Origin of the sequence: Peribacillus sp. NPDC006672 (assembly GCF_050274955.1) — a bacterium.
Taxonomy (GTDB): Bacteria; Bacillota; Bacilli; order Bacillales; family DSM-1321; genus Peribacillus.
The window spans coordinates 149,830-170,673 of record NZ_JBNNOR010000001.1 but is presented as its reverse complement, the minus strand read 5'-3'; the positions used below and the strand labels follow the sequence as shown (position 1 = coordinate 170,673).

Below are 20,844 nucleotides of genomic sequence, written 5' to 3'. Positions count from 1 at the left end.
CCGCTCCTTTTATAATTCAATTTCATCTCCGGCTTCCATAATCAGTCCATTTCCATCTTCAAGCAGGTCAATGAATTTGTTAGGATCCTGTTTGATGACAGGGAAAGTATTATAATGAATCGGCACGACTTGTTTGGCTTGAAGGAATTTCGCTGCAAGTGCGGCATCTTCTGGTCCCATGGTGAAATTGTCGCCGATTGGCAAAAATGCCAAGTCAATCGGATGTCGCTCCCCGATCAGTTTCATATCGGAATATACCGCTGTATCCCCTGCATGATAGATCGTCTTCCCTTCTATCATAAGTAATACGCCAGCGGGCATTCCTAAATAAATGATTTGCCCATCTTCATTATTAAATCCCGTTCCATGGAAAGCAGGCGTCAGTTTCACTTTTCCAAATTCAAACTCGAAAGCTCCGCCGATGCTCATCCCGTGAGTCCTAACCCCTTGAGCACCAAGGTAGTCGGCAATTTCTGCAATGCCAATGACAAGTGCATCATGCCTTTTGGCCAATTCGACCGTGTCACCAACGTGGTCATTATGACCATGTGTCAAGATGATCACATCCGGTTTCACATCTTCTACCTTCAAATCGGTCAATTCATTTCCATTAATGAACGGATCGAATAAAATCGTTTGACCATTCGTTTCGACTTTTACAACTGCATGTCCATGAAAAGATACTTTCATTTCTGATGCTCCCTTCCCATACACTAATTTTTAAATAGCCTTATTAGGCTTTTCCCATTTACTATACTTTTAAATATTGCTAAGGTAATTATATCTTATAAATGGAGGTATCGTCATGAATGAACGTTTGACAGAACTACAAAATTGGCTTCAGGCCAATGAGGTTGAAGCCGCATTACTTACATCCACAGAGAGCATCTTCTATTTAAGCGGGTTCTTTAGTGATCCTCATGAAAGACTGCTTGCACTTGCCATTTTTGCAAATGCCGACCCATTCCTAGTCTGCCCGCAGATGGAAGTTCCGGATGCTAAACATGCTGGGTGGAATGGGGATATCATCGGTTATACCGATATTGAAAATCCATGGGAAAAAGTTAAGCAAGCAGTGGTGAATCGCGGGTTAACCATAAATAAAATGGCTATTGAAAAAGAGCATATGAATGTAGAACGCTATGAAAAGGTCCAACATCACTTCGGAGCACCAAAACTCGTTTCAGCAGAAGAAAAACTCCAAAGGATGCGAATGATCAAGTCGGAAGATGAAATGGTCAAAATCCGTGAAGCATGTCGCCTTGCCGACTTTGCGATCGAAGTGGGTGTCAGCGAAATTCATGAAGGTAAAACGGAAATGGAAATCCTTGCAGCGATAGAATTCGAACTGAAAAAAGCCGGAGTAAGCCAAATGTCATTCTCCACCATGGTCCTGACTGGTAAAAATGGCGCTTCCCCACATGGCACACCTGGGAATACGAAGGTTCAGCGCGGCGATCTTGTCCTCTTTGACCTGGGGGTCGTTCATGAAGGGTACTGCTCTGACATCACTAGAACGGTTGCTTACGGAGATATCAATGATAAACAGGCAGATATATATGAAACAGTACTAAATGCACAAGAAGCTGCCGTTACAGCCAGTAAACCGGGTGTATCCTGTTCCGAGATTGATCTGATTGCCAGAAACATCATCAGGAATAAAGGATACGGTGAATTCTTCCCGCACAGGCTCGGCCACGGACTTGGGATCAGCGTCCATGAATACCCATCCTTGACCGAAACGAATTCCCTTGAACTTCAATCCGGAATGGTTTATACCATCGAACCGGGTATATATGTTCCAAATGTTGCAGGCGTCAGGATTGAAGATGATCTATTAATCACCGACACCGGCTGTGAGATTTTGACCAAATATCCGAAGAGCCTGCAAATCATAAAATGATCATGCATTGACCGTTTAATGTAACGAAACCCGGATACCCCCGTCCTCATTTAAGGCGGGGGTAACTATTAATCGAATTTCATTTCAACTAATCGTTCCGCAGTTCAAACTTAACAGCTTGTTCATTGCCGTCAACTTATGATTCCCCTCTCGGCACCAAGGTAATAAACAACATTATCTTCCTTTTTAAAATATTCCGTTTCTGTTGGGGAACCTAAAAGCGTAATCACTTCTTCTTTTGTCTTGCCTATCAATTCATGTTCATTCAGTAAGTCATCAACCAGATATACTCTTCCTTCATCATCATTTAACCATCTTTCGGTTGTGAACCTTGATTCATATTCATTTACCCCTAAAATAACCACACAATAAAGCAGCAGAAGAAAGCCAAGGCTTGAAATGGTAATACATCTAATTTTGATTTTCTTTTTATTATGTGAATCTGTATATTTCCATGAAATCCATTGGAAAAATAGTAATGGAACAAATGGAAGAAGCATGTACCATATTAATGAATAAAATAAAAAAGAAATAGATCAATGCATACAAAAGTACGTATAATTATTAATTTGGTTAATGTAAAGCTTCTTTTCGTTACAAGTTCAACATTCTAAATCCCATATTGTTTCATATTACGATTTCTTGGTCATTGGCTAAAACATTCGCTAATTTGTTATAATTGAAATAAGGTCGATCAGGTAAATCATAGTATAATAGGAATGAAATAGAAGGAGGAGATTCACTTGAATAGTATAGATTATAAAAATATTCTAGTAGCAGTGGACGGTTCGGAAGAAGCAGAGTGGGCCTTAAAAAAGGCTATCTATTTAGCAAAACTCAGTGACGCGACCTTATGTCTCGCACATATCGTTGACACAAGGAATTTCCCTACTATCGAAGCATATGATATGACTATCCGTGATCGCTCTGAAACCTTTGCCAATGAGCTATTGGAAAAGTATAAAACGGAAGCCATTGCATCCGGGATTGCAAAAGTCCAAACAGAAGTGGCATATGGTTCACCTAAAGTTCAAATTCCAAGGGATATTGCGAAAAAACATTCAATCGATTTAATTGTGTGCGGTGCAACAGGCCTTAATGCCGTCGAACGTTTCCTAATCGGCAGTGTGTCGGAAGGTATCGTTCGTCATTCAAAATGTGATGTAATTGTCGTACGTACGAATTGTGATAAAAGATAATCATAAAAAAGCTCGTTCGCCAAATTGGTGAACGAGCTTTTCACTGTTATTCACTTACCAGTTTTTCCGCTTTTTCAATCGCCAGCAACACTTGGGCAAAACCTGTACCGCCCGCACTGTTACGGCGTTTAACGGCTTCGTAAGGATTTAATGCATCGTAAATATCATGTTCAAACAAATCGGAGGCTTCCTGGAATTGTTCCATGCTTAGGTCTACTAAATAGCAGCCATTCTGGACACAGAACAATACAAGTTTCCCGACCACCTCGTGTGCTTTACGGAAAGGCATTCCCTTTGAGGCTAGGTAATCAGCTAATTCCGTCGCATTCGAGAAGTCATTTCTAGTTGCTTTTTCCATGACGTCCGTTTTCACTTTCATTGTTGAAATCATGCCGGCAAATATTTTAAGTGAACCAACAATGGTCTTGACAGTATCGAAAACGCCTTCTTTATCTTCTTGCATATCTTTATTATAAGCAAGCGGCAGTCCTTTCAATACAGTCAATAACCCCGTTAAATTCCCATAAACCCGTCCTGTTTTACCACGAATCAATTCCGCCATATCAGGGTTTTTCTTTTGCGGCATAATGCTGCTTCCCGTCGAAAACGCATCATCCAATTCAACGAATTGGAACTCCTGGCTTGACCAAAGAATGATTTCTTCGCTGAAACGTGATAAATGCATCATCATCGTCGCACTGTTGCTCATGAACTCAATGGCAAAGTCACGATCACTTACCGCATCAAGGCTGTTTTCATAAATTCCCTCGAACCCCAATAGCTCGGCACTGAGGGCACGGTCAATCGGGAAAGTCGTCCCAGCTAGTGCCCCAGCACCCAATGGAGAAACATTAATTCTTTTGAAGCTCTCGGTGAAACGTTGCTTATCACGCTCAAGCATCCAAAAATAAGCCATTAAATGGTGGGCGAATGAAATGGGCTGTGCCCGCTGTAAATGTGTATAACCTGGAATTAGTGTTTCCACATTTTTTTGGGCCTGTTCCAAAATCGCTTTTTGCAGATCATTGATGAGTTCCAGGATCACTTTTGTTTGGTTCCGCATATACAGATGAAGATCTGTTGCAACTTGGTCATTACGGCTTCTGCCTGTATGAAGCTTTCCGCCGACTGGACCAATTTCGCTTATAAGCATACTTTCCAGGTTAAGATGGATATCTTCCATCTCAACCTTAAAAGTCAATTCACCCTTTTCAGCTTTTTCCTGTAAACTTTTCAGTCCTGCAATGATCTGGTCCGCATCTTCTTTAGGTAAAATGCTGCATTGCTTTAACATGGTTACATGGGCTAAGCTGCCTTGAATATCTTCAAGGACAAGTTCCTGGTCAAAGGAGATGGAAGCTCCAAACTCATCTACCCATTCTTCGGCAGACTTGGTGAATCTCCCTCCCCAAAGCTTGCTGCTCACACTGTCACCTTCTTGTTATTGACCATGCTGTTCACCTTCGTTGGAAGTCCCCATAACTTAATGAAACCAACTGCTGCATCATGATCGAATTCATCCGCTTTTGTATAGGTTGCCAGTTTTTCGTCATATAGAGAGTACTCGGATTTTCTTCCTTCAACAATCGCATGTCCTTTGAAAAGTTTCACACGGACTGTACCTGTTACATTCACTTGTGTTTCTTTAAGGAAAGCGGCCAATGCTTTTTGAAGCGGTGAGAACCAAAGGCCTTCATAAATCAATTCAGTCATTTTCTTCTCGATTACTGGTTTGAAGTGAGCCAATTCTTTTACAAGTGTGATATCTTCAAGCTCTTTATGTGCGGCAATTAATGTCATAGCACCTGGAGCTTCGTATACTTCACGGGATTTGATTCCTACTAATCTATTTTCTACGTGATCGATACGTCCGACCCCGTGTTTACCAGCGATTTGGTTCAATTCAACAATCAAGTCAGCCAATTTATAGTTTTTGTTATTCAATGTAACCGGTACACCTTGTTCAAAACCAATTTCAATGATGTCAGCAGTATCTGGCGTATATTCAAGGCTTGTTGTCAGATCATAAGCCTCTTCTGGTGGAGCTGCCCATGGGTCTTCCAGGATTCCGCATTCGTTACTTCTTCCCCAAAGGTTTTGGTCGATCGAGAATGGACTTGCCAAGCCGATTGGAACAGGAATTCCATTTTTCGCTGCATATTCAATCTCCTCTTCACGAGACCATTTCCAATCACGAACAGGTGCAAGAACTTCTAAATTAGGATTCAATGCCGAGATGGATACTTCGAAACGCACTTGGTCATTTCCTTTTCCCGTACAACCATGCGCAACTGCTACCGCATTTTCCGCTTCAGCCACTTCCACTAATTTCTTAGCGATCAGCGGGCGTGATAGAGCTGAAACCAATGGATATTTCCCTTCATATAAAGTATGTGCCTGAAGAGCCGTTAATGCGAATTCATCAGCGAATTCGTCTTTCGCATCAATTACATATGAACTGACCGCACCAACAGTGATCGCTTTTTCTTTAATGAAGTCCAAATCTTTCCCTTCACCGACATCCAGGCAGCATGCCACAACTTCGTATCCTTGATCTTGTAACCATTTAATTGCAACGGAAGTATCCAAACCTCCGGAATATGCTAAAACAACTTTTTGATTTTTTCCCATTTTAATCGTCCCTTTCTTGTGAATAAAAATTCATTGAGTGTTATTTTTATTCATTCTATGATTAGTACTTTATCATCTTTATAAACGGAATACAAGGGGTATTTTATAGATTTAGCTAAATAATCCGTTAATAATTTCAGGGAATTCATACATTGGATGCTTTCGCAAGAATATAGTAAACTAAGAGTATGAAAAATCGAAAAGTGGTGGGAATATGGGAGAACTATTTACCTATGATGAACGGCTTGGAATCCCCATTCCTGATTTGAATCTGGAGTGGGATGAATATACAAAAGGCGAGCAACAGCAAATACTCGTACAATGGGAGAATATCCGGGGGAGCATACCAGACCGCATCAAGGAACTGGAATCCACCATTAACCGAAAGCAGTTTCAGCTCTCCGATGAAAGTAATTTCACTAAATCATGCCAGCTCAATTCCGAAATTGCGGAACTTGCTTCCATCATCAATGATTTATGGCTTTGGTATCGCGCCAATCAAGGCGTGAGTGAAAAGATGCATAATTAAGGCCTATTCCATGCAAAAAAAGCCACAGTTTAAAACTGTGGCTTTTTTTGCATCCCTCTTATAAATCCTTCCGAAGCTCACCAACTACATGTCCCAATTCCGGGAGAATCAATTTATTCATCGCAAGCCGAACCGCCCCTGTTGAACCCGGGGTGGAAAAAACCGCTTTGTTGTTCACGACTCCTGCAATCGCCCTCGATAGAATGGCAGCCGAACCGATATCCTCTTGAAAGCTGAGCATTCGGAAAATCTCGCCAAAACCTGGAATTTCCTTTGTCATCAATTCTTTGACCGCCTCGATCGTTACATCCCTATTGGCGATGCCAGTGCCGCCATTTGTCAATATGACATCCACCTTGCTGCTTTGGCTGCCAACAGTGACCGCATTTTGAATCGCTTCCCTTTCATCCTTTACAATTTCATATTCCGTCACTTCATGCCCATTCGATTTCAATAATTCCACCATCAGTGCCCCGCTTTTATCTGTTTCTTCATTACGCGTATCACTAACGGTTATCACCATGCAGCGAATGGCCTCCGTGAAGCCTTCTTTATGATCCCTGACACTCATTCTTCTTCAGCCTTCTTCATCTGTAAATACCGATATTGATAGAACTTCTGCGCAAATTCACTGACATTCCGGGTCATTTGATAATTGGACCCAGCCCCGATGGCCATGCTGATGAATGGAATGCCCCGAACCAATTTTTTTCGAAAGACAGTTATGGATACGGCTTTCAACAGCTGCTTCAGCGGCTGTTCCATCCAGGTCGGATTTGTAAGTTCTTCGACTCCTAAATAAAAATAGTCATCTTCCGCGTTCTGGACTTCCCTGATCAATTCTTCCCAGGCCATTCCTTGGAGTCTCTTTGGCATCGCTCCTGCATTGAATACCTTAAGAGCCATCATCATTTCAAAAGGCGTATTCACCTCAACACCATAAGACATCGCAATCAGCTGTACGGTCCTGACATTGATGACCGTCATGGCCGGAATATCACTCCCTAGCAGGAGCATGTTACCTGATCCGCTTACCCCGCCTTGTGCAAATGAATACAACCGATGCTTCGCAATATGCTGGTTGGCTATGTAATTCAACTGATCGATCGATAAGTGATTCAAGTCATCCAGCGTTTCAATATCTTCATTAAACACGCGCGCAGATGCTAAAATCCGCTCTCTTGCATCTATTTGGATTTGTGAGCTCTGAACCATGGCATGCAAATGAAACAGCCAAGTATCAAGCTTTTCAAAAAACTGTTGTTGGACGTTATCCGGAAGCAAGTCAAAACCCTGCCCTAACCATTTATCATACAATGCTGACAAATCCGTTCGCTCATATTGATAAAGATTTTCCTGCCATTCACTAATTTCATTCCAAACTTTCATTTCCCGATTCGTGAATTCCATGCATCAAGCCTCCTATGTACAGAATTGGTGGATTCTCCCTTAAGTATACCATAGAGGATCGCTTTTCAAGAAAGATGATGTGGGGCAAGAAGGTGCGTTTGAGGGTGAAACCATTTGAATCAATGCTTTCAAAGATCCCTTACCAATAGGTAAGGGATCTTTATAAAAAATCATGAAGTCACGTTTTCGCTAAAAGCCAATCTCATAGTATCCCTGACAATCATGATTTCTTCATTAGTGGGGATGACCATCACTTTAACGGGGGAATAAGGTGTATTGATGAAAGCTTCCTTACCCGAGGTGCGGTTGAGATCCTTATCCCAATATACCCCCATGAATTCAAGTCCCTCCAAGATTCGACCCCTAATAGCTTGACTGTTTTCACCGATGCCCGCTGTAAAAATGATGCCGTCCACACCTCCCATTTTAGCCGAATAGGAACCTATGTACTTGTGAATCCGATCTGCAAACACTTCAAGTGCGAGCTCAGCCCGATCATTGCCTTTATCCGCTTCCACTTGTATATCGCGCAGGTCGCTGGAAAATCCTGAAAGGGCTAGAATGCCGCTTTTCTTATTCAGGACATCCAGCACTTCATCAGCCGTTTTTCCCGTCTTCTCCATGATATAAGGAATCAGCGCAGGGTCGATGTTGCCTGAACGCGTTCCCATTGTAACACCGGCCAATGGTGTAAATCCCATTGATGTATCAATCGATTTACCGCCCTTTATGGCCGTAATGCTTGCACCATTCCCTAAATGGCAGGATAACAAGCGAAGCTGTTCGATTGGGCGGCCAATCATTTCTGCAGCCCGCTGCGATACATATTTATGTGAAGTACCATGAAACCCATACTTCCTTATTCCATAGTTTTCATAATATTCAAGAGGTAAGCTGTACAAATATGAATCTGCAGCCATCGTTTGATGAAAGGCAGTATCGAATACGGCAACAGCAGGAACATCATCAAGTATTTGCCTGAAGGCTTTGATTCCCGTGATATTGGCGGGATTATGAAGGGGTGCCAACTCGGAAAGCTTTTCGATTTCCTCTATTACTTCCACCGTAATCAAGACAGAGTCACTGAACACCTCACCACCATGCACAACCCGATGCCCTACGCCATCTATCTCTTCAAAGGAGTCAATGATGCGATGGTAAATCAGCTTTTTCAATAAAAGGCCTACTGCCACTTCATGGTTGGGTATATCCACCGTTTCAGATACCTTTTTGCCTTCGACGCTCAAAGTGAATGTGGAATTTTTCAAGCCGATCCTTTCTACAAGACCCTTTGTAATTACGTTTTCACTTGGCATCTCAAAAAGTTGAAACTTCAATGAAGAGCTGCCAGCATTAATAGCCATGATTTTTGACATCCATCCTGCTCCTTTACTCTAAGCTAGTTCTTCCAATATCATCTCAACGAAACATGCAGTATATTGTACAATTTTATCATGGCAAGCGGATACAACCAAATAAAAACTAAAAATTAGAAATAAACCCTCTTTCAAAAAAAAAAATGAAAGCCAATGCCTATGACATCAGCTTTCATTGACTACTTTTCCTCTTTAAACCATTCATCCATCTGCTGCATGACAGAGCTAGTCGCTTCGAAATCCGATAACTTCGGAAGTTGTACAAGCAGTGCCTTCTTCGGAGCTTCGATCCCCTCTTTTTTCTTTTGAAGGATCAGGATGCTTTTCGCAGCCGCTTCACTCTTAAACATGGAAAGCGGCAGTTGCACCATCCCTTGGATATGTGTATGCTTCTTCAGGAAATCATTGAGTTTCGGCGCTTCCTCCGAGACGAACAGATTATTTGGGACAATGAAGAAAAGGTGACCGCCATCCTTCACATGTTTAACACTTTGCTCAATAAACAAATGATGTGCATACGAATGTCCATTATCAGCCTTTAATTCATATTCAGCTGCACGCACATCATTCGGATAATAGCCAATCGGCAAATCACTGACCACAACATCGGAAGGATCGATGAAAAGTGGCTCCAAGCTGTCCTGGTTGAAAAATTGCAGCGGATGTTCTTGCAGGTTGGCACCTGCATAAGCAAGCCTGATCAAGGTTTCATCAATCTCGACACCATATGATGCGATACTTTTATCAGTAAGTTGATTCAAGATCGCAAATAGTAAGTTCCCCGTTCCGACGGCAGGATCGAGCATGACCAATTCTTTTTGATCCTTGGTGAATTTACCGACTAAATAGCTGACGAACATGCCGACTGCATCCGGGGTCATATGATGATTGGGTTGGACGCTCTCCTGCATGCCTTTTAAAATAGCAAGCTGGTACGCTTTACGAATTGCTTCCTTCTCATATTTCTCTGGTGAAAAATCCGCATAATGCTTAACTAACCTTTTCTTCGATACTTCACTGATTTCCTCCTGCAGGACTTTCCCCTGGAAGAAATTCTCACCCGTTTCACCTAGGGCATCCAGATACGTACATGATAATTCACTTTGCAATATTTGGGCTGTTTCATCAAATTCATAAAATAATTGTTCAACTGGGGTAGACTTCACTTATTAATTCCTCCTGTTTGCTTCTGTCCCTATTTTATAGGTAAGAAGAAAGAGATACAAGTCGTACGTCCTGCTTATCATTCTTCGTTTGTTTAACGTACTGTTTTCCTATTTGAATCGAGCCGCTTTTTTTAAAAAATTTTAAATCATTAGTAAAAAAGGTAAATATATTAGTTTTACAGTGTGGATAATACTAAAAGATTCTAAAGTGGGGATTTCTAGTTTTTATTTGCGGTTAGAATTTAATAACCTATGAACGCTATTCTCCTTTTAAACATTAAAACAAAAAAACCGGACACATTGCGCCCGGTTTCTAAGAATTCGCATCTTATTTTGCTGCTTTAGCCGCTTCGATTGCACCCTCGTAATTTGGATGGTTGGTACCTTCACTAACATATTCTACATATGTGATTTCATCAAAGCTGTTTACAACGAACACAGAGCGCGCCAATAGACGAAGTTCTTGCATGACGACACCATAGGCTTCACCGAATGAAAGGTCACGGTGATCGGAAAGAACTTGAACATTGTCAAGGCCACTAGCAGCACACCAGCGTTTTTGCGCAAAAGGAAGATCATTACTGATCGTCAGAACTTTTACATTATCCAATTTTGCCGCTTCTTCATTGAATTTACGCGTCTGTGCATCACATACACCTGTATCGACAGATGGAACTACACTGATAATGCGGACAGAACCTTTGGAGTCGCTTAATGTAACCGGTGATAAGTCATTAGCCAATACCGTAAAATCAGGTGCTTTGTCCCCAACTTTTAGTTCTTGTCCCACTAAAGTGACCGGGTTGTTTTTAAATGTTACTGAAGCCATTAAAAATTCCTCCTCTTTCTGCTATATGTACAAGCATAATAATATTGGTTTTACCGGAATTTTGCAATTAATTGAATTAGGAAAAGTGGATTGGCGGTTCACATGTTTGTAAATGGTGCAAGCATATTACAGCAAAAAGAAAACTCGGCGGATGCCGAGTCGCAGTTAGAAATCTAAATCCTGTTTAGGTTCTTGGTACCTTTTTACATTTGGTTGACTGCTGCCTTGCCTTTGATTGCTACTTTCTTTTTTGGATAGCATGGACTGAATTTTATCGACGACTTGAGGAGCTAAATCCATCATTTTTTCGAGAAGATGCGTACCTTCATCAAGATGAATCATTTTCACCCCATGGGAACCGACAATCAAAAAGGCAATTGGTGTTATGGAAACCCCACCGCCGCTACCGCCGCCAAAAGGCTGCTTGGAATCACCTTGATGTACTTGATGGTTTCCATCCATTACAAATTCGCTTCCACCGGCTGCAAAACCAAATCCAACTTTGGATACGGTTAAAATGACACTTCCATCCGGAGTCTCCACCGGATCACCGATGATCGTGTTCACATCGACCATTTCTTTCAGATTTTCCATCGCTTCTTTCATTAAACCTTGAATCGGATGATCTGACATTTAAATTCCTCCACTCTAGAACGATTGTTTATTGGAATCACCTGATAGCTTCGCTAATTTCCTGGACCTGAATTGCGGCTTTCCGCCTTTCCAATAACGAAGCAGTTTTATTCCAGTCACCATAGCCTGCCCGATTCTAAATTGTAATATGCAGGAAATCGACGTATTGGCCTGCCATCTTTGAAAGTCAGGTGTAATGGAATATGTGGGCATGATCCGGAAGTTGAAATAGGTTGTCAGCAAACCGATGATTGAACCTTTAAGTGCCCAGCATGCTCCAGTTAAAACACCGGTATGTGCAGCATTTTTAGTACCGACCATACTATGCCAGCTGAATTTTTTAACTTGGACTTTCCCTATGAAATGACGGACGATCCTATGAAATCCGACTATATGCTGAAGCATCTCCTTCATGTCAGCGAATCCGTCACGCAAATCATCGGGTGTGATTTTTTTCATATCTTCTTTTTTGGTTTTTCCCTTCATTTCTTGCTCTTCCTTTACTACTATAGCCCCCGAGTCATCATCCTTTTTAATGACCGGGATTTTGAATGTATAGTGAATAAGTCCATACCAAGCTGATAATTTAATATGTATTTTGTCATTCGCTTGGACGCGTTTGTAGTCAATGTACACTCTTACTTTAGTGAAAATAAGAATAAGCAGCACCAAAATGAGGATACCTATAATCAACAAAACCCACATCATGCACCCCACACCCTTTCAGCCTATCATTATCGGCCAATGCAAAAAAAAATAAACCTGCAAAAGCAAAAAACACGCTCTTACAGATTTATGAATGGAAAATATCATCTTCTGGTCAAAACAACACCCGTGTCTGCAAAGACATCATGCAAAGCCTGTTTATTCGGTAATAAGCCTGCCAGGAGATAGCCAATCCAAGTGACTTTTGAAATATAGCGGCCAATCAGCTCCCTGAACAATACCGTACCCCAAGAAATGGTTTTTGTCTCTTCCTTAAATGTAACGACTTTCAGTCCAAAAATCATCTTACCAAGGGTTTGGTTCAAGAATTTAGTCATCAAAACAAAGTATAAGAAGAATACGATCCCTGTTAGTAAGCCTTCTGCGGAAAACCAAAGATCATCTGTTCCTTCATAAAACTTGAAGATGGGATGAATCAAAATCCGATTCAAACTTCCGATAACCAACAGATCAACTAAATAGGCCCAAAACCTCATCCAAAATCCAGCAAAATGCACTCTCTTGACTCCGCCATCATCCACGACCTGCTTGGCTGGCGTAAATTCCTGCTGAACGGGAACCTCTTGATCTGCCATTAGATTGGATGAAGCTATTTGTTCATTGATTTCATTTCGTTCCGTCATCCTTCAGCCCCCCTATTCCGCATACAAATACATTAAGCGTGGAGAATTTGAAGAGGAAAGGATTTTTGTCAAGATTGCCGTTTCCACATCATTTCCCAACATTTTTTGCGCTCCCATACTGAATAATGAACCGAAACCTGCCTCATCGGTATAACGGATAACTTGAGCATCTTTTTTACCGATATCCGATTTCATCGCGGCAATTACATCATCCAAATGGCCGAAATCATCTATTAAATGGTTTTCTTTAGCCTGACGCCCATCATAAATGCGGCCATCGGCGATTTCCCTTACTTCCTTCTCCGTCATACCGCGTCCGTCTGCAATGATTTTTACAAATTGATCATAAGAATTATTAATCATGTCTTGGAGTATTTCGCGTTCTTCTCCAGTCATTTCCCGGGTCGGGCTCATAATATCTTTGTGTGGCCCGCTTTTGATGGTTTCGAACTCAACGCCATACTTCTTGGCTAATTTCTCGTAATTATACCCTTGCATGATGACACCTAGTGACCCCGTCATCGTTTCTGGGCTGGCGTAAATCTTATCGGCTGGCGCAGAAATATAATATCCGCCGGAAGCCGCCATTGACCCCATTGAAACATAGACAGGTTTTTTCACTTTTTTAATATCAAGGATCTTGTCATAGATCTCAGCACTTTCGACGACACCGCCGCCAGGAGAATTCACCCTTAGTATGATTCCTTTGATATCATCATTTTCCTCTGCCATCTTCAGCTTATCCATGAAGGCACGGTGATTATATGTTGCTGAACTTAGTAATGAAGCTTCTCCTGTATCTTGAATCGTTCCCTCTACATCGAATACTGCAATAACATTAGAAAAATCATCGCCTTCTATGACTTCCTCGCTAAATGCACTTTCAGAAGCAAATAATTCATCAATGATATTTTCCATATCCGCTGTATATAGAGTCGTTGCCGTCCCTACAGCAATAGAAACAAAAAATAACACGGCTGCAATTCCAAGTGCTGCCCAACGCTTTCCATTCATCTGTTTTCCCCCTTAAATATATGTATCCTTCTTATCATACGAACTGCATACACGAATGTTTCATTCCATGATAAACTAGACATATAAAATTGTAGCAAAGAATCCTCTAATTGGAAATGCATTGGTGCATTTTGCACGATCTGCATTTTCCTGAACAGGAAAAAGAAAGCCCTTTCATCACTTTAATACTAGGGGGAACATGATGAACACTCGAAGGAATATTTATTTTTTCCATGCACCGAATGCAAACATGCTTAACAAAATCGAATACTTGTCGGACTTGGCGAAACAGCATTCATATGAAGTCATCCAAGATTTCACAAAAGCAAACATCATCGTAAGCATAGGTGATGACGGCACATTCCTACAGGCAGCACGTAAAACCGGGTTCAGGGATGATTGTTTATATGCAGGCATATCAACCACAGGTAACTTGAATATGTATTGCGATTTCCACTTGGAAGACACAGATAAAATGATCGATGCCATGACAAGAGAGCAAATCGAGGTGCGTAAATATCCAACCATCGATATCCAGTTGGACGATCAGCCCTCCTTTTATGCCCTCAATGAACTCAGCATCCGGACTTCCATAACCAAAACGTTCATCATGGATATTTTCATTGATCAACTCCATTTTGAAACTTTTCGCGGCGACGGAATCATCATTGCGACTCCGACCGGAAGCACCGCCTATAATAAGTCGGTCAACGGGGCCGTTGTGGATCCCCTTCTCCCTTGCTTTCAAGTGAGCGAGCTCGCTTCCATCAATAATAATACATATCGGACCCTAGGTTCTTCATTCATCCTAAGCGGCAATAAGACGTTGACCGTCCACCTTGAACAAAACGGGCCAAGCTACCCGATCATTGGAATGGACAATGAAGCCTTAAGCATCAATCATGTCGAAAAGGTCAAGGTCCGGTTAAGCGGTAAAGTCATCAAGACCGTTAAACTTAAGGACAATTCCTTTTGGGAAAAGGTTAAAAGGACCTTTCTTTGAACTGACCAAAAAGGCACAGTTCAATGATGAACTGTGCCTCATTTTACGATTATGTCCAAATCATCCTGTTCTTCGCGTAGCTCACGGTTTGGAGCTGCCTTTAACCAATCATAGTAGCCACTTCGACATACACCAGCCAATTTGTATAGATAGGAAACAGCCTTCTTTAACTGGTATTGCCTGATCGTTCTTTCAATCAGATAGAACCTCTCGGCTGCAGTTAGAATGATTTCTTTTTCACTGCCCGCCTTTCTAACTCTTCCAGCTTTTTTAGGAAGTCATATTCTGCTTCAAGGAATTGGATTCTCGCTTCGGCCTTCCTAAGTTGGTCCTCTACAGACTGCGGCTTGGAAGAAGGTCCTTTACTCCTTTTTCCACGGCATTCCGTAAGAAAACCTTTCAAAGCTGTAGGCTAAAGCGGTTATATCTAATTGTTAAAACATTTTACGCACCAATGGTTCGCTGGCACCAGTTAATCCAAAGTAATCATTTCAAGTTGTTCTCGCTGAATAGAATGATATTTCGAAAGCAACGTCTTAACCTCAAGTTTTAATACTCCTATTAACACAAAAAAGATTAGAAGCGATTCTATCTAATAGTTAAAACAAAGTTGATTGGAACGGAAGGTACGAGACTCCTGCGGGAAATGCGTGTCTAGGGGAGACCCCGCAGGCGCAAGCCGAGGAGGCTCCCCGACCGCCCGCGGAAAGCGAGTACCTGAAGTGGAAATCAACGGCCAAATTGTACATTCTTAAACCTACATAAAATAAATTCCATACAGGTTTAAGAAATTCCTTTTAGATTATCAACAGCCCATAAGTGACAATTTTTATGTGTGTCGGTTATCCGGGGTATAGTTCATGATGGCCGGTACCTTTTTATATATGATAAAAATCTTTCGTATTTTGATAAAGGGTTTCATAGACATCCTCAATTGGCAATCCTTTAATCGAAGCAATTTGACGAACACTTTCATGCATCATGCCCGGGTGCGTCCATTTCCCTTTGAAAACCCCTTCAAACGGCCATGGGCCATCCGTTTCAATCATCATCAGCTTAAGTGGGTATGCAAAAACCAATTCCTGTATTTCCCTCTCATAACAAACATCAGGTGTAATCGAAATGCGGTACCCCTTTTCGGCCATTCTTTCGACTGTCCGGATATCACCTTTAAACCAATGAAAGTGTGCCTTTGTTATTTGATGCTTTTCCAAAAGGTCACAAACGATGGGTGCATCGCCATGGACGGCATGAAGGATAACCGGCTTTTCGACCTCTTTAGCAAAAGCCAGCATCCTCTCCAGTATCTCTACATAACCTGACGTATCCATATTGGGATTTTCCTGCCTTAAGTAATACGGGAGTCCGATCTCACCTACAGCAACCATATTATGACGATGTTCCCACATCCAATACAATAATTCGTTCACTTCCTCTTTACTCGGCAGGGGCTGCTCGGGATGAAAGCCAAAGGCAGGCTTAATTCGTGAATCTTTGAGTGAAAGCTGGTCATTGTTAATGGAAGAGGCCAAATTCATGGAAACTGTCAGCAAAGATTCCAAATGCACCTTTTCCATATCAGAGAGAATCACTTTCTGTTCACTTTCATCATACATATCCAAGTGGATATGGCTGTCGATGAGCTTCATTTTTAATTTCCTCCTGACTTAAGAAATGGTTGGCTTTAGTGCGGCATATAATTCTCGCTTCAAATTTAAAAATTCATCACTAAGAAATTGTTCCTCACTTCTTGGCCTTGGGAATGGCACCACCACTTCTTTAATGACAGTTGCAGGTTTTGCAGATAGCACATATATTCTATTGGAAAGAAATACCGCTTCATCAATGCTGTGGGTAACAAAAAGCACAGATTTCCGATTTTGTTCCCAAACAGACAACAGCCATTTTTGCATTTCCAATCTTGTCAGTTCATCCAAAGCAGAAAAGGGTTCGTCCAGGCACATCAAGTCCTGTTGACTTAAGATGCTTCGAATGAATGCGGCCCTTTGCTTCATGCCCCCAGATAATTCGTGCGGATATGCCTTCCCATACTCTTCTAATCCAGCTTTCATCAAAAGGGCTTTTGCCATTTCTTTGTCTCTTATCCCAGCAAGCTCACTTCCAAGCAAAACATTATCCAAAACCGTTCTCCAAGGTAAAAGGGAAGGCTGCTGCGGCATATAGCTTATATGGCCCTTAAAGCCATTTATTCTTTTACCATCCAACGAAATGATGCCCTGATCCGGCTTCAAAATACCGCCGATCAAGTGGAACAACGTACTTTTACCGCTGCCAGATGGTCCTAGGATTGTGACAAATTCCCCATCATCCACATGGAAATTCATATTCTCTAAAATATTCTGTTTACCATCGAAAGAAAAGGAGACATCTTTAATTTCCAGCTTCATCCTTTTCACCCTCCTTTCTCTTCCATGAAACTAAATATTTCTCCAGGAATGTAATGATTCCAAAAAAGAGAAGGCTCATTCCCATAATGATGAAAATGGCAACAAACACCCGATCTGTCCTAAACGCAGAGGAAGCGAGCGTCATATAAACACCAATCCCCGATTTTGCCCCAAGCCATTCCGAAATAACCGCACCCATTACACTATAGGTGGCCGCAATTTTCAGGCCTGAGAATATGAACGGGATCGAGTGGGGTAGTTCCAGCTTCCAAAATAACTGGTTTTTCCCCGCTCCCATCATCTTGAAATAATGCTTAAGTTCGTAAGGTGTCTGGCGAAAACCATCCAATGAAGCAACCGCAACCGGAAAAAAACATACGAGTGAAATCACAATTAACTTAGGCAGCATGCCAAAGCCAAACCAGATCACTAAAAGCGGTGCCAAAACTATGATTGGTATATTTTGTGATAGTATGAGCAGAGGATAAACCGCGTCCTTCACACCTGGAAATAGGTGTAAGATTGCCGCAATTAATAAGCCGATACAGCTTCCAATAAGAAAACCCGATAACGAAAGCTCAGTTGTTGATATAAGGTGTCCAAAAAGATTACGGGACGACTCAATTCCTTCGATGAAAATGGCTGATGGAGCGGGAAGCAGCCATTCTTCAACCTTTAATAAGACTGTCATTGACTCCCATACTATCAGTAAACATAATAAAAGAAAGAAGGGAGCCCCCTTCTTCCAAATTCCCCTTTTGATCATGCCCGATATTTCTCCGTTAACGTATCCATCGTAATCCCGCTCGGCTGATATAGTATCTTCACTTGGGAAATGACATTCGGCGAACCTATTTCAATCATTCTTACATTCATTTTTTCTATAACCGACAGAAGCTCGGATAGCTCACCCTCCATTGTTGTTTCTAGCGGGTGAACCTCATACTTAACACCTGATTCATCAATGATCTTGATTGCTTCATCGACCAAAGGGATGACATTTTCCCCTTTAGGAATAATCTGTATACTAATTAATGAATTGGCCATTGTATTTCCTCCTATTTTGGTAAAAATTCATTGGTAAATGCCTTTTCAGGATTGAAATCACCTTCAAGAAGCTTATTTTCCGTCATCCAATCACTGTAATTCTTCCAGATTTCAAGCTTTTGTTCACCCCAACGCGGAGCATCATCCTGATACTTATCTGCAAGCCACTCCTGGCTTTTCTTCACTAGTTTTGGATCTAGATCAGGTGCAGACTTAATTAATATGTCTGCTGCATCATCAGGATTCTTAATCGCAAACTGGTACCCTTTCGAAGCTGCATGAACGAATGCTTTAACAGTTTCAGGATCCTCTTTAATCATCTTTTCATTTGTTGTCAAAACAGGCGTATAGTAATCAAGCTTATCAGAGTATTCGGTTAAGTAAACCATATTAAGCTTTTCATTTCGCAACTCAGCCTCGATACCTGTCCACCCATAATAAATCCAGGCAAAATCTATATCCCTTTTAACCGAAGTGAAAAAATCTGTGTCCCCTGTATTCACTATATCCACTTTATTTGCATCGGCATTTTCTTTCTTCATAAGTGAATCAATAACGGCCTTTTCAACTGGAGACCCCCAGCCACCATACGTTTTCCCTTCAAAATCCTTGGGAGTTTTAATTTTTTTTGCCGAAGGTGAAGCGAATCCAGAGGTATTATGCTGGATGACAGCAGCTAGCGAAACAATCGGCACGCCTTGCACGCGGGCCTGCGTAATGCCCTCCTGGTAGCTCACGCCGAATTCAGACTTCCCTGAAGCCACAAGCTTATCAGCTCCAGCTTCGCCTGGCATGATAATTTCCACATCCAGACCTTGTTCTTTGAAATATCCTTTTTCCTTGGCTACATACAATCCTGTATGGTTTGTATTCGGTGTCCAATCAAGCACGACCGATACCTTTTTTAATTCTTTATTGCCTTCTTTTTTAGATGATTCTTCTTTTTCATTAGTTCCGCCTGCCCCACATCCAGCCAAAAGGAACAACGAAGTTAACAGTGGTAAGAATTTATTCAAGCTATTATCCTCCTACACATCATATAAGATCCATATGCCGTACCATAATGGGGCGCCAGGGTCCATTCCAATACCGGTAAAAAACAAAAAACGCCCGAAGATGAATTCGGACGTTTAACATACAAAACAGATAGTCAGTAATAATATGTTCCCTCCGCTGGCATCATCCAGATCAGGTTCAAAGAGTCAGCATCTAAAGGACGCAATCTCAGCCAGCAGTACTGGCCCCCCTACATTTCTCGTACATATGAACTTTTCTCTCCCATTATATCAATTCATGGAGAAAAGGGAATACTAATTTGCTTCTTCTCATTAATTAGAAAGGTTTTCATGCCATTCCAATCATTCTCGTTTATGTGCCTGACACGTTTAAATAGTCATTTCCTTGCAGGTATTCATATAATGAGCATAACCTGTGGACATTTTTGTGTACTGGTTTTATAAACCCTTAATTTCAAAAGCAAAAGGTGGATATGATCATGATTAAGATTAATCACAAATGGTTAGATGTCAGTCACATCCAACCAGGTATAGCACCTGCTAAATCGCTTGAAATTCTCCAATTGCTGGCGGAAGATTCTAACATTTTTGAATATCGGAGCTTTGGAAACCTTAATTTCGATATACAACTGAGGCACCGAGTCATCGAGGCAGCTTTTGCGTTGGATAAAAGTGATGCAGAATTTTCCACACTTGAGGAATCGGCATCCAATAAACAATATTGGCGCCTTTCAAAGGATGGCACCTTCACACTTCAGCCAGGGATTGCCCCTCATGCTGCACTCCTGGACATTTTCTTGAATGGAACACTTTACGCTTTCGAATGCGGTACAGCGATAGTCATCACTTTTTTAAAGGCCATCTTGGATTTAATCGGCCCTAGGAATTTCGACTACCTTTTTTCAAACCTTTTTCTATATGACTGGCGCCCTCCAGAGAATATGGCTCTTCATGTTCATCAAGGAACGGATTATTTACCAGGGGATTGCCTTTACTTCAAAAACCCTGATCACGATGAGGAAACACCTGAATGGCAAGGTGAGAATGCAATATTATTAGGAGAAGACCTCCTTTATGGCCACGGAATCGGGATTACCAATTCACAAGGTATCATCGATGAACTAAATAGCAATAGAAAGCCGAATGCCACCATCTCAGCATTCCTGACAAAACATATCATTAGCTTGGATAGTTCCTACTATAGACAATTCCAACCAAATCCCTCCCGTGCAAAGCCCGTCCACGGTCTTGTCAGCCTATCTGATTTGATTGTTTCTGAAATAGGTCCGAAGATTTACCTTTCATGACTCAAGCACTTCCGCTGTAAAACC

The 20,844-nt window shown here is 41.6% G+C and carries 23 protein-coding genes and 1 riboswitch; of the genes, 5 read left to right on the top strand and 18 right to left on the bottom strand.

Annotated elements, in window-relative coordinates; genetic code table 11:
• Positions 1–9: 9 nt before the first annotated feature.
• Positions 10–690 (bottom strand): metal-dependent hydrolase, encoded by a 681-nt coding sequence (locus ACQKKK_RS00890; protein ID WP_427613389.1) that lies wholly within the window; start codon positions 688–690, stop codon positions 10–12.
• Between the two features lie 115 nt (positions 691–805).
• Between ACQKKK_RS00890 and ACQKKK_RS00885 the strand changes: the two genes are divergently transcribed.
• The gene (locus ACQKKK_RS00885) at positions 806–1,903 is read left to right on the top strand and encodes a M24 family metallopeptidase (protein ID WP_427613388.1); all 1,098 of its coding nucleotides are present in this window, start codon (positions 806–808) and stop codon (positions 1,901–1,903) included.
• A 131-nt stretch (positions 1,904–2,034) separates the two neighbouring features.
• On the opposite strand, the gene ACQKKK_RS00880 is transcribed toward ACQKKK_RS00885, so the two are convergent.
• Complete coding sequence (locus tag ACQKKK_RS00880; protein WP_427613386.1) at positions 2,035–2,268, bottom strand: hypothetical protein; 234 nt, start codon at positions 2,266–2,268, stop codon at positions 2,035–2,037.
• 387 nt (positions 2,269–2,655) lie between these two features.
• On the opposite strand from ACQKKK_RS00880, the gene ACQKKK_RS00875 reads away from it, so the two are divergent.
• Positions 2,656–3,102: a universal stress protein gene (locus tag ACQKKK_RS00875; protein ID WP_427614036.1), complete on the top strand. Its 447-nt coding sequence runs from the start codon at positions 2,656–2,658 to the stop codon at positions 3,100–3,102.
• Positions 3,103–3,148: 46 nt separating this feature from the next.
• Here ACQKKK_RS00875 and argH read toward each other — a convergent pair whose 3' ends face one another.
• Together argH and ACQKKK_RS00865 are read right to left on the bottom strand one after the other, a co-directional pair.
• Positions 3,149–4,528, bottom strand: coding sequence for an argininosuccinate lyase (gene argH / locus ACQKKK_RS00870; RefSeq protein WP_427613385.1), 1,380 nt, complete (start codon positions 4,526–4,528; stop codon positions 3,149–3,151).
• Positions 4,525–5,733 (bottom strand): argininosuccinate synthase, encoded by a 1,209-nt coding sequence (locus ACQKKK_RS00865; protein WP_427613383.1) that lies wholly within the window; start codon positions 5,731–5,733, stop codon positions 4,525–4,527. Before ACQKKK_RS00865 ends, argH begins: the two co-directional genes overlap by 4 nt.
• Positions 5,734–5,947: 214 nt before the next feature.
• On the opposite strand from ACQKKK_RS00865, the gene ACQKKK_RS00860 reads away from it, so the two are divergent.
• Positions 5,948–6,262 (top strand): hypothetical protein, encoded by a 315-nt coding sequence (locus ACQKKK_RS00860; RefSeq protein WP_427613381.1) that lies wholly within the window; start codon positions 5,948–5,950, stop codon positions 6,260–6,262.
• A gap of 58 nt (positions 6,263–6,320) precedes the next feature.
• Here ACQKKK_RS00860 and ACQKKK_RS00855 read toward each other — a convergent pair whose 3' ends face one another.
• The 9 genes from ACQKKK_RS00855 to sppA all read right to left on the bottom strand — a co-directional run bounded on the left by ACQKKK_RS00855 (position 6,321) and on the right by sppA (position 14,039).
• Entirely contained in the window at positions 6,321–6,833 is a 513-nt protein-coding gene (locus ACQKKK_RS00855) for a MogA/MoaB family molybdenum cofactor biosynthesis protein (protein ID WP_427613379.1), read from the bottom strand.
• On the bottom strand, positions 6,830–7,672 hold the full coding sequence (locus ACQKKK_RS00850; RefSeq protein WP_427613377.1) for an EcsC family protein: 843 nt from the start codon (positions 7,670–7,672) through the stop codon (positions 6,830–6,832). Before ACQKKK_RS00850 ends, ACQKKK_RS00855 begins: the two co-directional genes overlap by 4 nt.
• Positions 7,673–7,842: 170 nt before the next feature.
• Complete coding sequence (locus tag ACQKKK_RS00845) at positions 7,843–9,048, bottom strand: acetate kinase (protein ID WP_427613375.1); 1,206 nt, start codon at positions 9,046–9,048, stop codon at positions 7,843–7,845.
• A gap of 179 nt (positions 9,049–9,227) precedes the next feature.
• Complete coding sequence (locus ACQKKK_RS00840) at positions 9,228–10,214, bottom strand: class I SAM-dependent methyltransferase (RefSeq protein ID WP_427613373.1); 987 nt, start codon at positions 10,212–10,214, stop codon at positions 9,228–9,230.
• 328 nt (positions 10,215–10,542) lie between these two features.
• The gene (gene tpx, locus ACQKKK_RS00835; protein ID WP_427613371.1) at positions 10,543–11,043 is read right to left on the bottom strand and encodes a thiol peroxidase; all 501 of its coding nucleotides are present in this window, start codon (positions 11,041–11,043) and stop codon (positions 10,543–10,545) included.
• Between the two features lie 165 nt (positions 11,044–11,208).
• Positions 11,209–11,676 carry a GerW family sporulation protein gene (ytfJ, locus tag ACQKKK_RS00830; RefSeq protein ID WP_427613369.1) on the bottom strand — a complete coding sequence of 156 codons (468 nt, stop codon included), beginning with the start codon at positions 11,674–11,676 and terminating at the stop codon, positions 11,209–11,211.
• Positions 11,677–11,691: 15 nt separating this feature from the next.
• Positions 11,692–12,384: a DUF2953 domain-containing protein gene (locus ACQKKK_RS00825; RefSeq protein ID WP_427613367.1), complete on the bottom strand. Its 693-nt coding sequence runs from the start codon at positions 12,382–12,384 to the stop codon at positions 11,692–11,694.
• Between the two features lie 101 nt (positions 12,385–12,485).
• Complete coding sequence (locus tag ACQKKK_RS00820; protein WP_427613365.1) at positions 12,486–13,025, bottom strand: RDD family protein; 540 nt, start codon at positions 13,023–13,025, stop codon at positions 12,486–12,488.
• Positions 13,026–13,037: 12 nt separating this feature from the next.
• Entirely contained in the window at positions 13,038–14,039 is a 1,002-nt protein-coding gene (gene sppA, locus ACQKKK_RS00815) for a signal peptide peptidase SppA (protein WP_427613364.1), read from the bottom strand.
• Positions 14,040–14,241: 202 nt separating this feature from the next.
• Between sppA and ACQKKK_RS00810 the strand changes: the two genes are divergently transcribed.
• Entirely contained in the window at positions 14,242–15,042 is an 801-nt protein-coding gene (locus ACQKKK_RS00810) for an NAD kinase (protein WP_427614034.1), read from the top strand.
• Between the two features lie 878 nt (positions 15,043–15,920).
• Here the strand turns inward: ACQKKK_RS00810 and ACQKKK_RS00805 are convergent.
• The 5 genes from ACQKKK_RS00805 to ACQKKK_RS00785 are packed head-to-tail and all read right to left on the bottom strand — an operon-like array spanning position 15,921 to position 19,513.
• Positions 15,921–16,691, bottom strand: coding sequence for a TatD family hydrolase (locus tag ACQKKK_RS00805; protein WP_427613362.1), 771 nt, complete (start codon positions 16,689–16,691; stop codon positions 15,921–15,923).
• Between the two features lie 18 nt (positions 16,692–16,709).
• Positions 16,710–17,450: an ABC transporter ATP-binding protein gene (locus tag ACQKKK_RS00800; RefSeq protein WP_427613360.1), complete on the bottom strand. Its 741-nt coding sequence runs from the start codon at positions 17,448–17,450 to the stop codon at positions 16,710–16,712.
• Complete coding sequence (locus ACQKKK_RS00795; protein WP_427613358.1) at positions 17,434–18,216, bottom strand: ABC transporter permease; 783 nt, start codon at positions 18,214–18,216, stop codon at positions 17,434–17,436. Before ACQKKK_RS00795 ends, ACQKKK_RS00800 begins: the two co-directional genes overlap by 17 nt.
• Positions 18,213–18,497: a thiamine-binding protein gene (locus tag ACQKKK_RS00790; protein ID WP_427613356.1), complete on the bottom strand. Its 285-nt coding sequence runs from the start codon at positions 18,495–18,497 to the stop codon at positions 18,213–18,215. Before ACQKKK_RS00790 ends, ACQKKK_RS00795 begins: the two co-directional genes overlap by 4 nt.
• An 11-nt stretch (positions 18,498–18,508) precedes the next feature.
• Entirely contained in the window at positions 18,509–19,513 is a 1,005-nt protein-coding gene (locus tag ACQKKK_RS00785; protein WP_427613354.1) for an ABC transporter substrate-binding protein, read from the bottom strand.
• Between the two features lie 132 nt (positions 19,514–19,645).
• Positions 19,646–19,755: riboswitch (TPP riboswitch) on the bottom strand.
• 237 nt (positions 19,756–19,992) lie between these two features.
• Here ACQKKK_RS00785 and ACQKKK_RS00780 point away from each other — a divergent pair.
• The gene (locus ACQKKK_RS00780; RefSeq protein ID WP_427613353.1) at positions 19,993–20,820 is read left to right on the top strand and encodes a protein-glutamine gamma-glutamyltransferase; all 828 of its coding nucleotides are present in this window, start codon (positions 19,993–19,995) and stop codon (positions 20,818–20,820) included.
• The last annotated feature ends 24 nt before the right edge of the window (positions 20,821–20,844 follow it).

Bases quoted from the DNA above. Each gene is read 5' to 3' on its own strand.
- sppA (WP_427613364.1), bottom strand. From the start codon at position 14,039: ATGAATGGAAAGCGTTGGGCAGCACTTGGAATTGCAGCCGTGTTATTT.
- ACQKKK_RS00855 (WP_427613379.1), bottom strand. From the start codon at position 6,833: ATGAGTGTCAGGGATCATAAAGAAGGCTTCACGGAGGCCATTCGCTGC.
- tpx (WP_427613371.1), bottom strand. From the start codon at position 11,043: ATGGCTTCAGTAACATTTAAAAACAACCCGGTCACTTTAGTGGGACAA.
- ytfJ (WP_427613369.1), bottom strand. From the start codon at position 11,676: ATGTCAGATCATCCGATTCAAGGTTTAATGAAAGAAGCGATGGAAAAT.
- ACQKKK_RS00790 (WP_427613356.1), bottom strand. From the start codon at position 18,497: ATGGCCAATTCATTAATTAGTATACAGATTATTCCTAAAGGGGAAAAT.
- ACQKKK_RS00780 (WP_427613353.1), top strand. From the start codon at position 19,993: ATGATTAAGATTAATCACAAATGGTTAGATGTCAGTCACATCCAACCA.
- ACQKKK_RS00885 (WP_427613388.1), top strand. From the start codon at position 806: ATGAATGAACGTTTGACAGAACTACAAAATTGGCTTCAGGCCAATGAG.
- ACQKKK_RS00845 (WP_427613375.1), bottom strand. From the start codon at position 9,048: ATGTCAAAAATCATGGCTATTAATGCTGGCAGCTCTTCATTGAAGTTT.
- ACQKKK_RS00795 (WP_427613358.1), bottom strand. From the start codon at position 18,216: ATGATCAAAAGGGGAATTTGGAAGAAGGGGGCTCCCTTCTTTCTTTTA.
- ACQKKK_RS00850 (WP_427613377.1), bottom strand. From the start codon at position 7,672: ATGGAATTCACGAATCGGGAAATGAAAGTTTGGAATGAAATTAGTGAA.
- ACQKKK_RS00890 (WP_427613389.1), bottom strand. From the start codon at position 690: ATGAAAGTATCTTTTCATGGACATGCAGTTGTAAAAGTCGAAACGAAT.
- ACQKKK_RS00800 (WP_427613360.1), bottom strand. From the start codon at position 17,450: ATGAAGCTGGAAATTAAAGATGTCTCCTTTTCTTTCGATGGTAAACAG.
- ACQKKK_RS00810 (WP_427614034.1), top strand. From the start codon at position 14,242: ATGAACACTCGAAGGAATATTTATTTTTTCCATGCACCGAATGCAAAC.
- ACQKKK_RS00820 (WP_427613365.1), bottom strand. From the start codon at position 13,025: ATGACGGAACGAAATGAAATCAATGAACAAATAGCTTCATCCAATCTA.
- ACQKKK_RS00825 (WP_427613367.1), bottom strand. From the start codon at position 12,384: ATGATGTGGGTTTTGTTGATTATAGGTATCCTCATTTTGGTGCTGCTT.
- ACQKKK_RS00860 (WP_427613381.1), top strand. From the start codon at position 5,948: ATGGGAGAACTATTTACCTATGATGAACGGCTTGGAATCCCCATTCCT.
- ACQKKK_RS00805 (WP_427613362.1), bottom strand. From the start codon at position 16,691: ATGAAGCTCATCGACAGCCATATCCACTTGGATATGTATGATGAAAGT.
- ACQKKK_RS00865 (WP_427613383.1), bottom strand. From the start codon at position 5,733: ATGGGAAAAAATCAAAAAGTTGTTTTAGCATATTCCGGAGGTTTGGAT.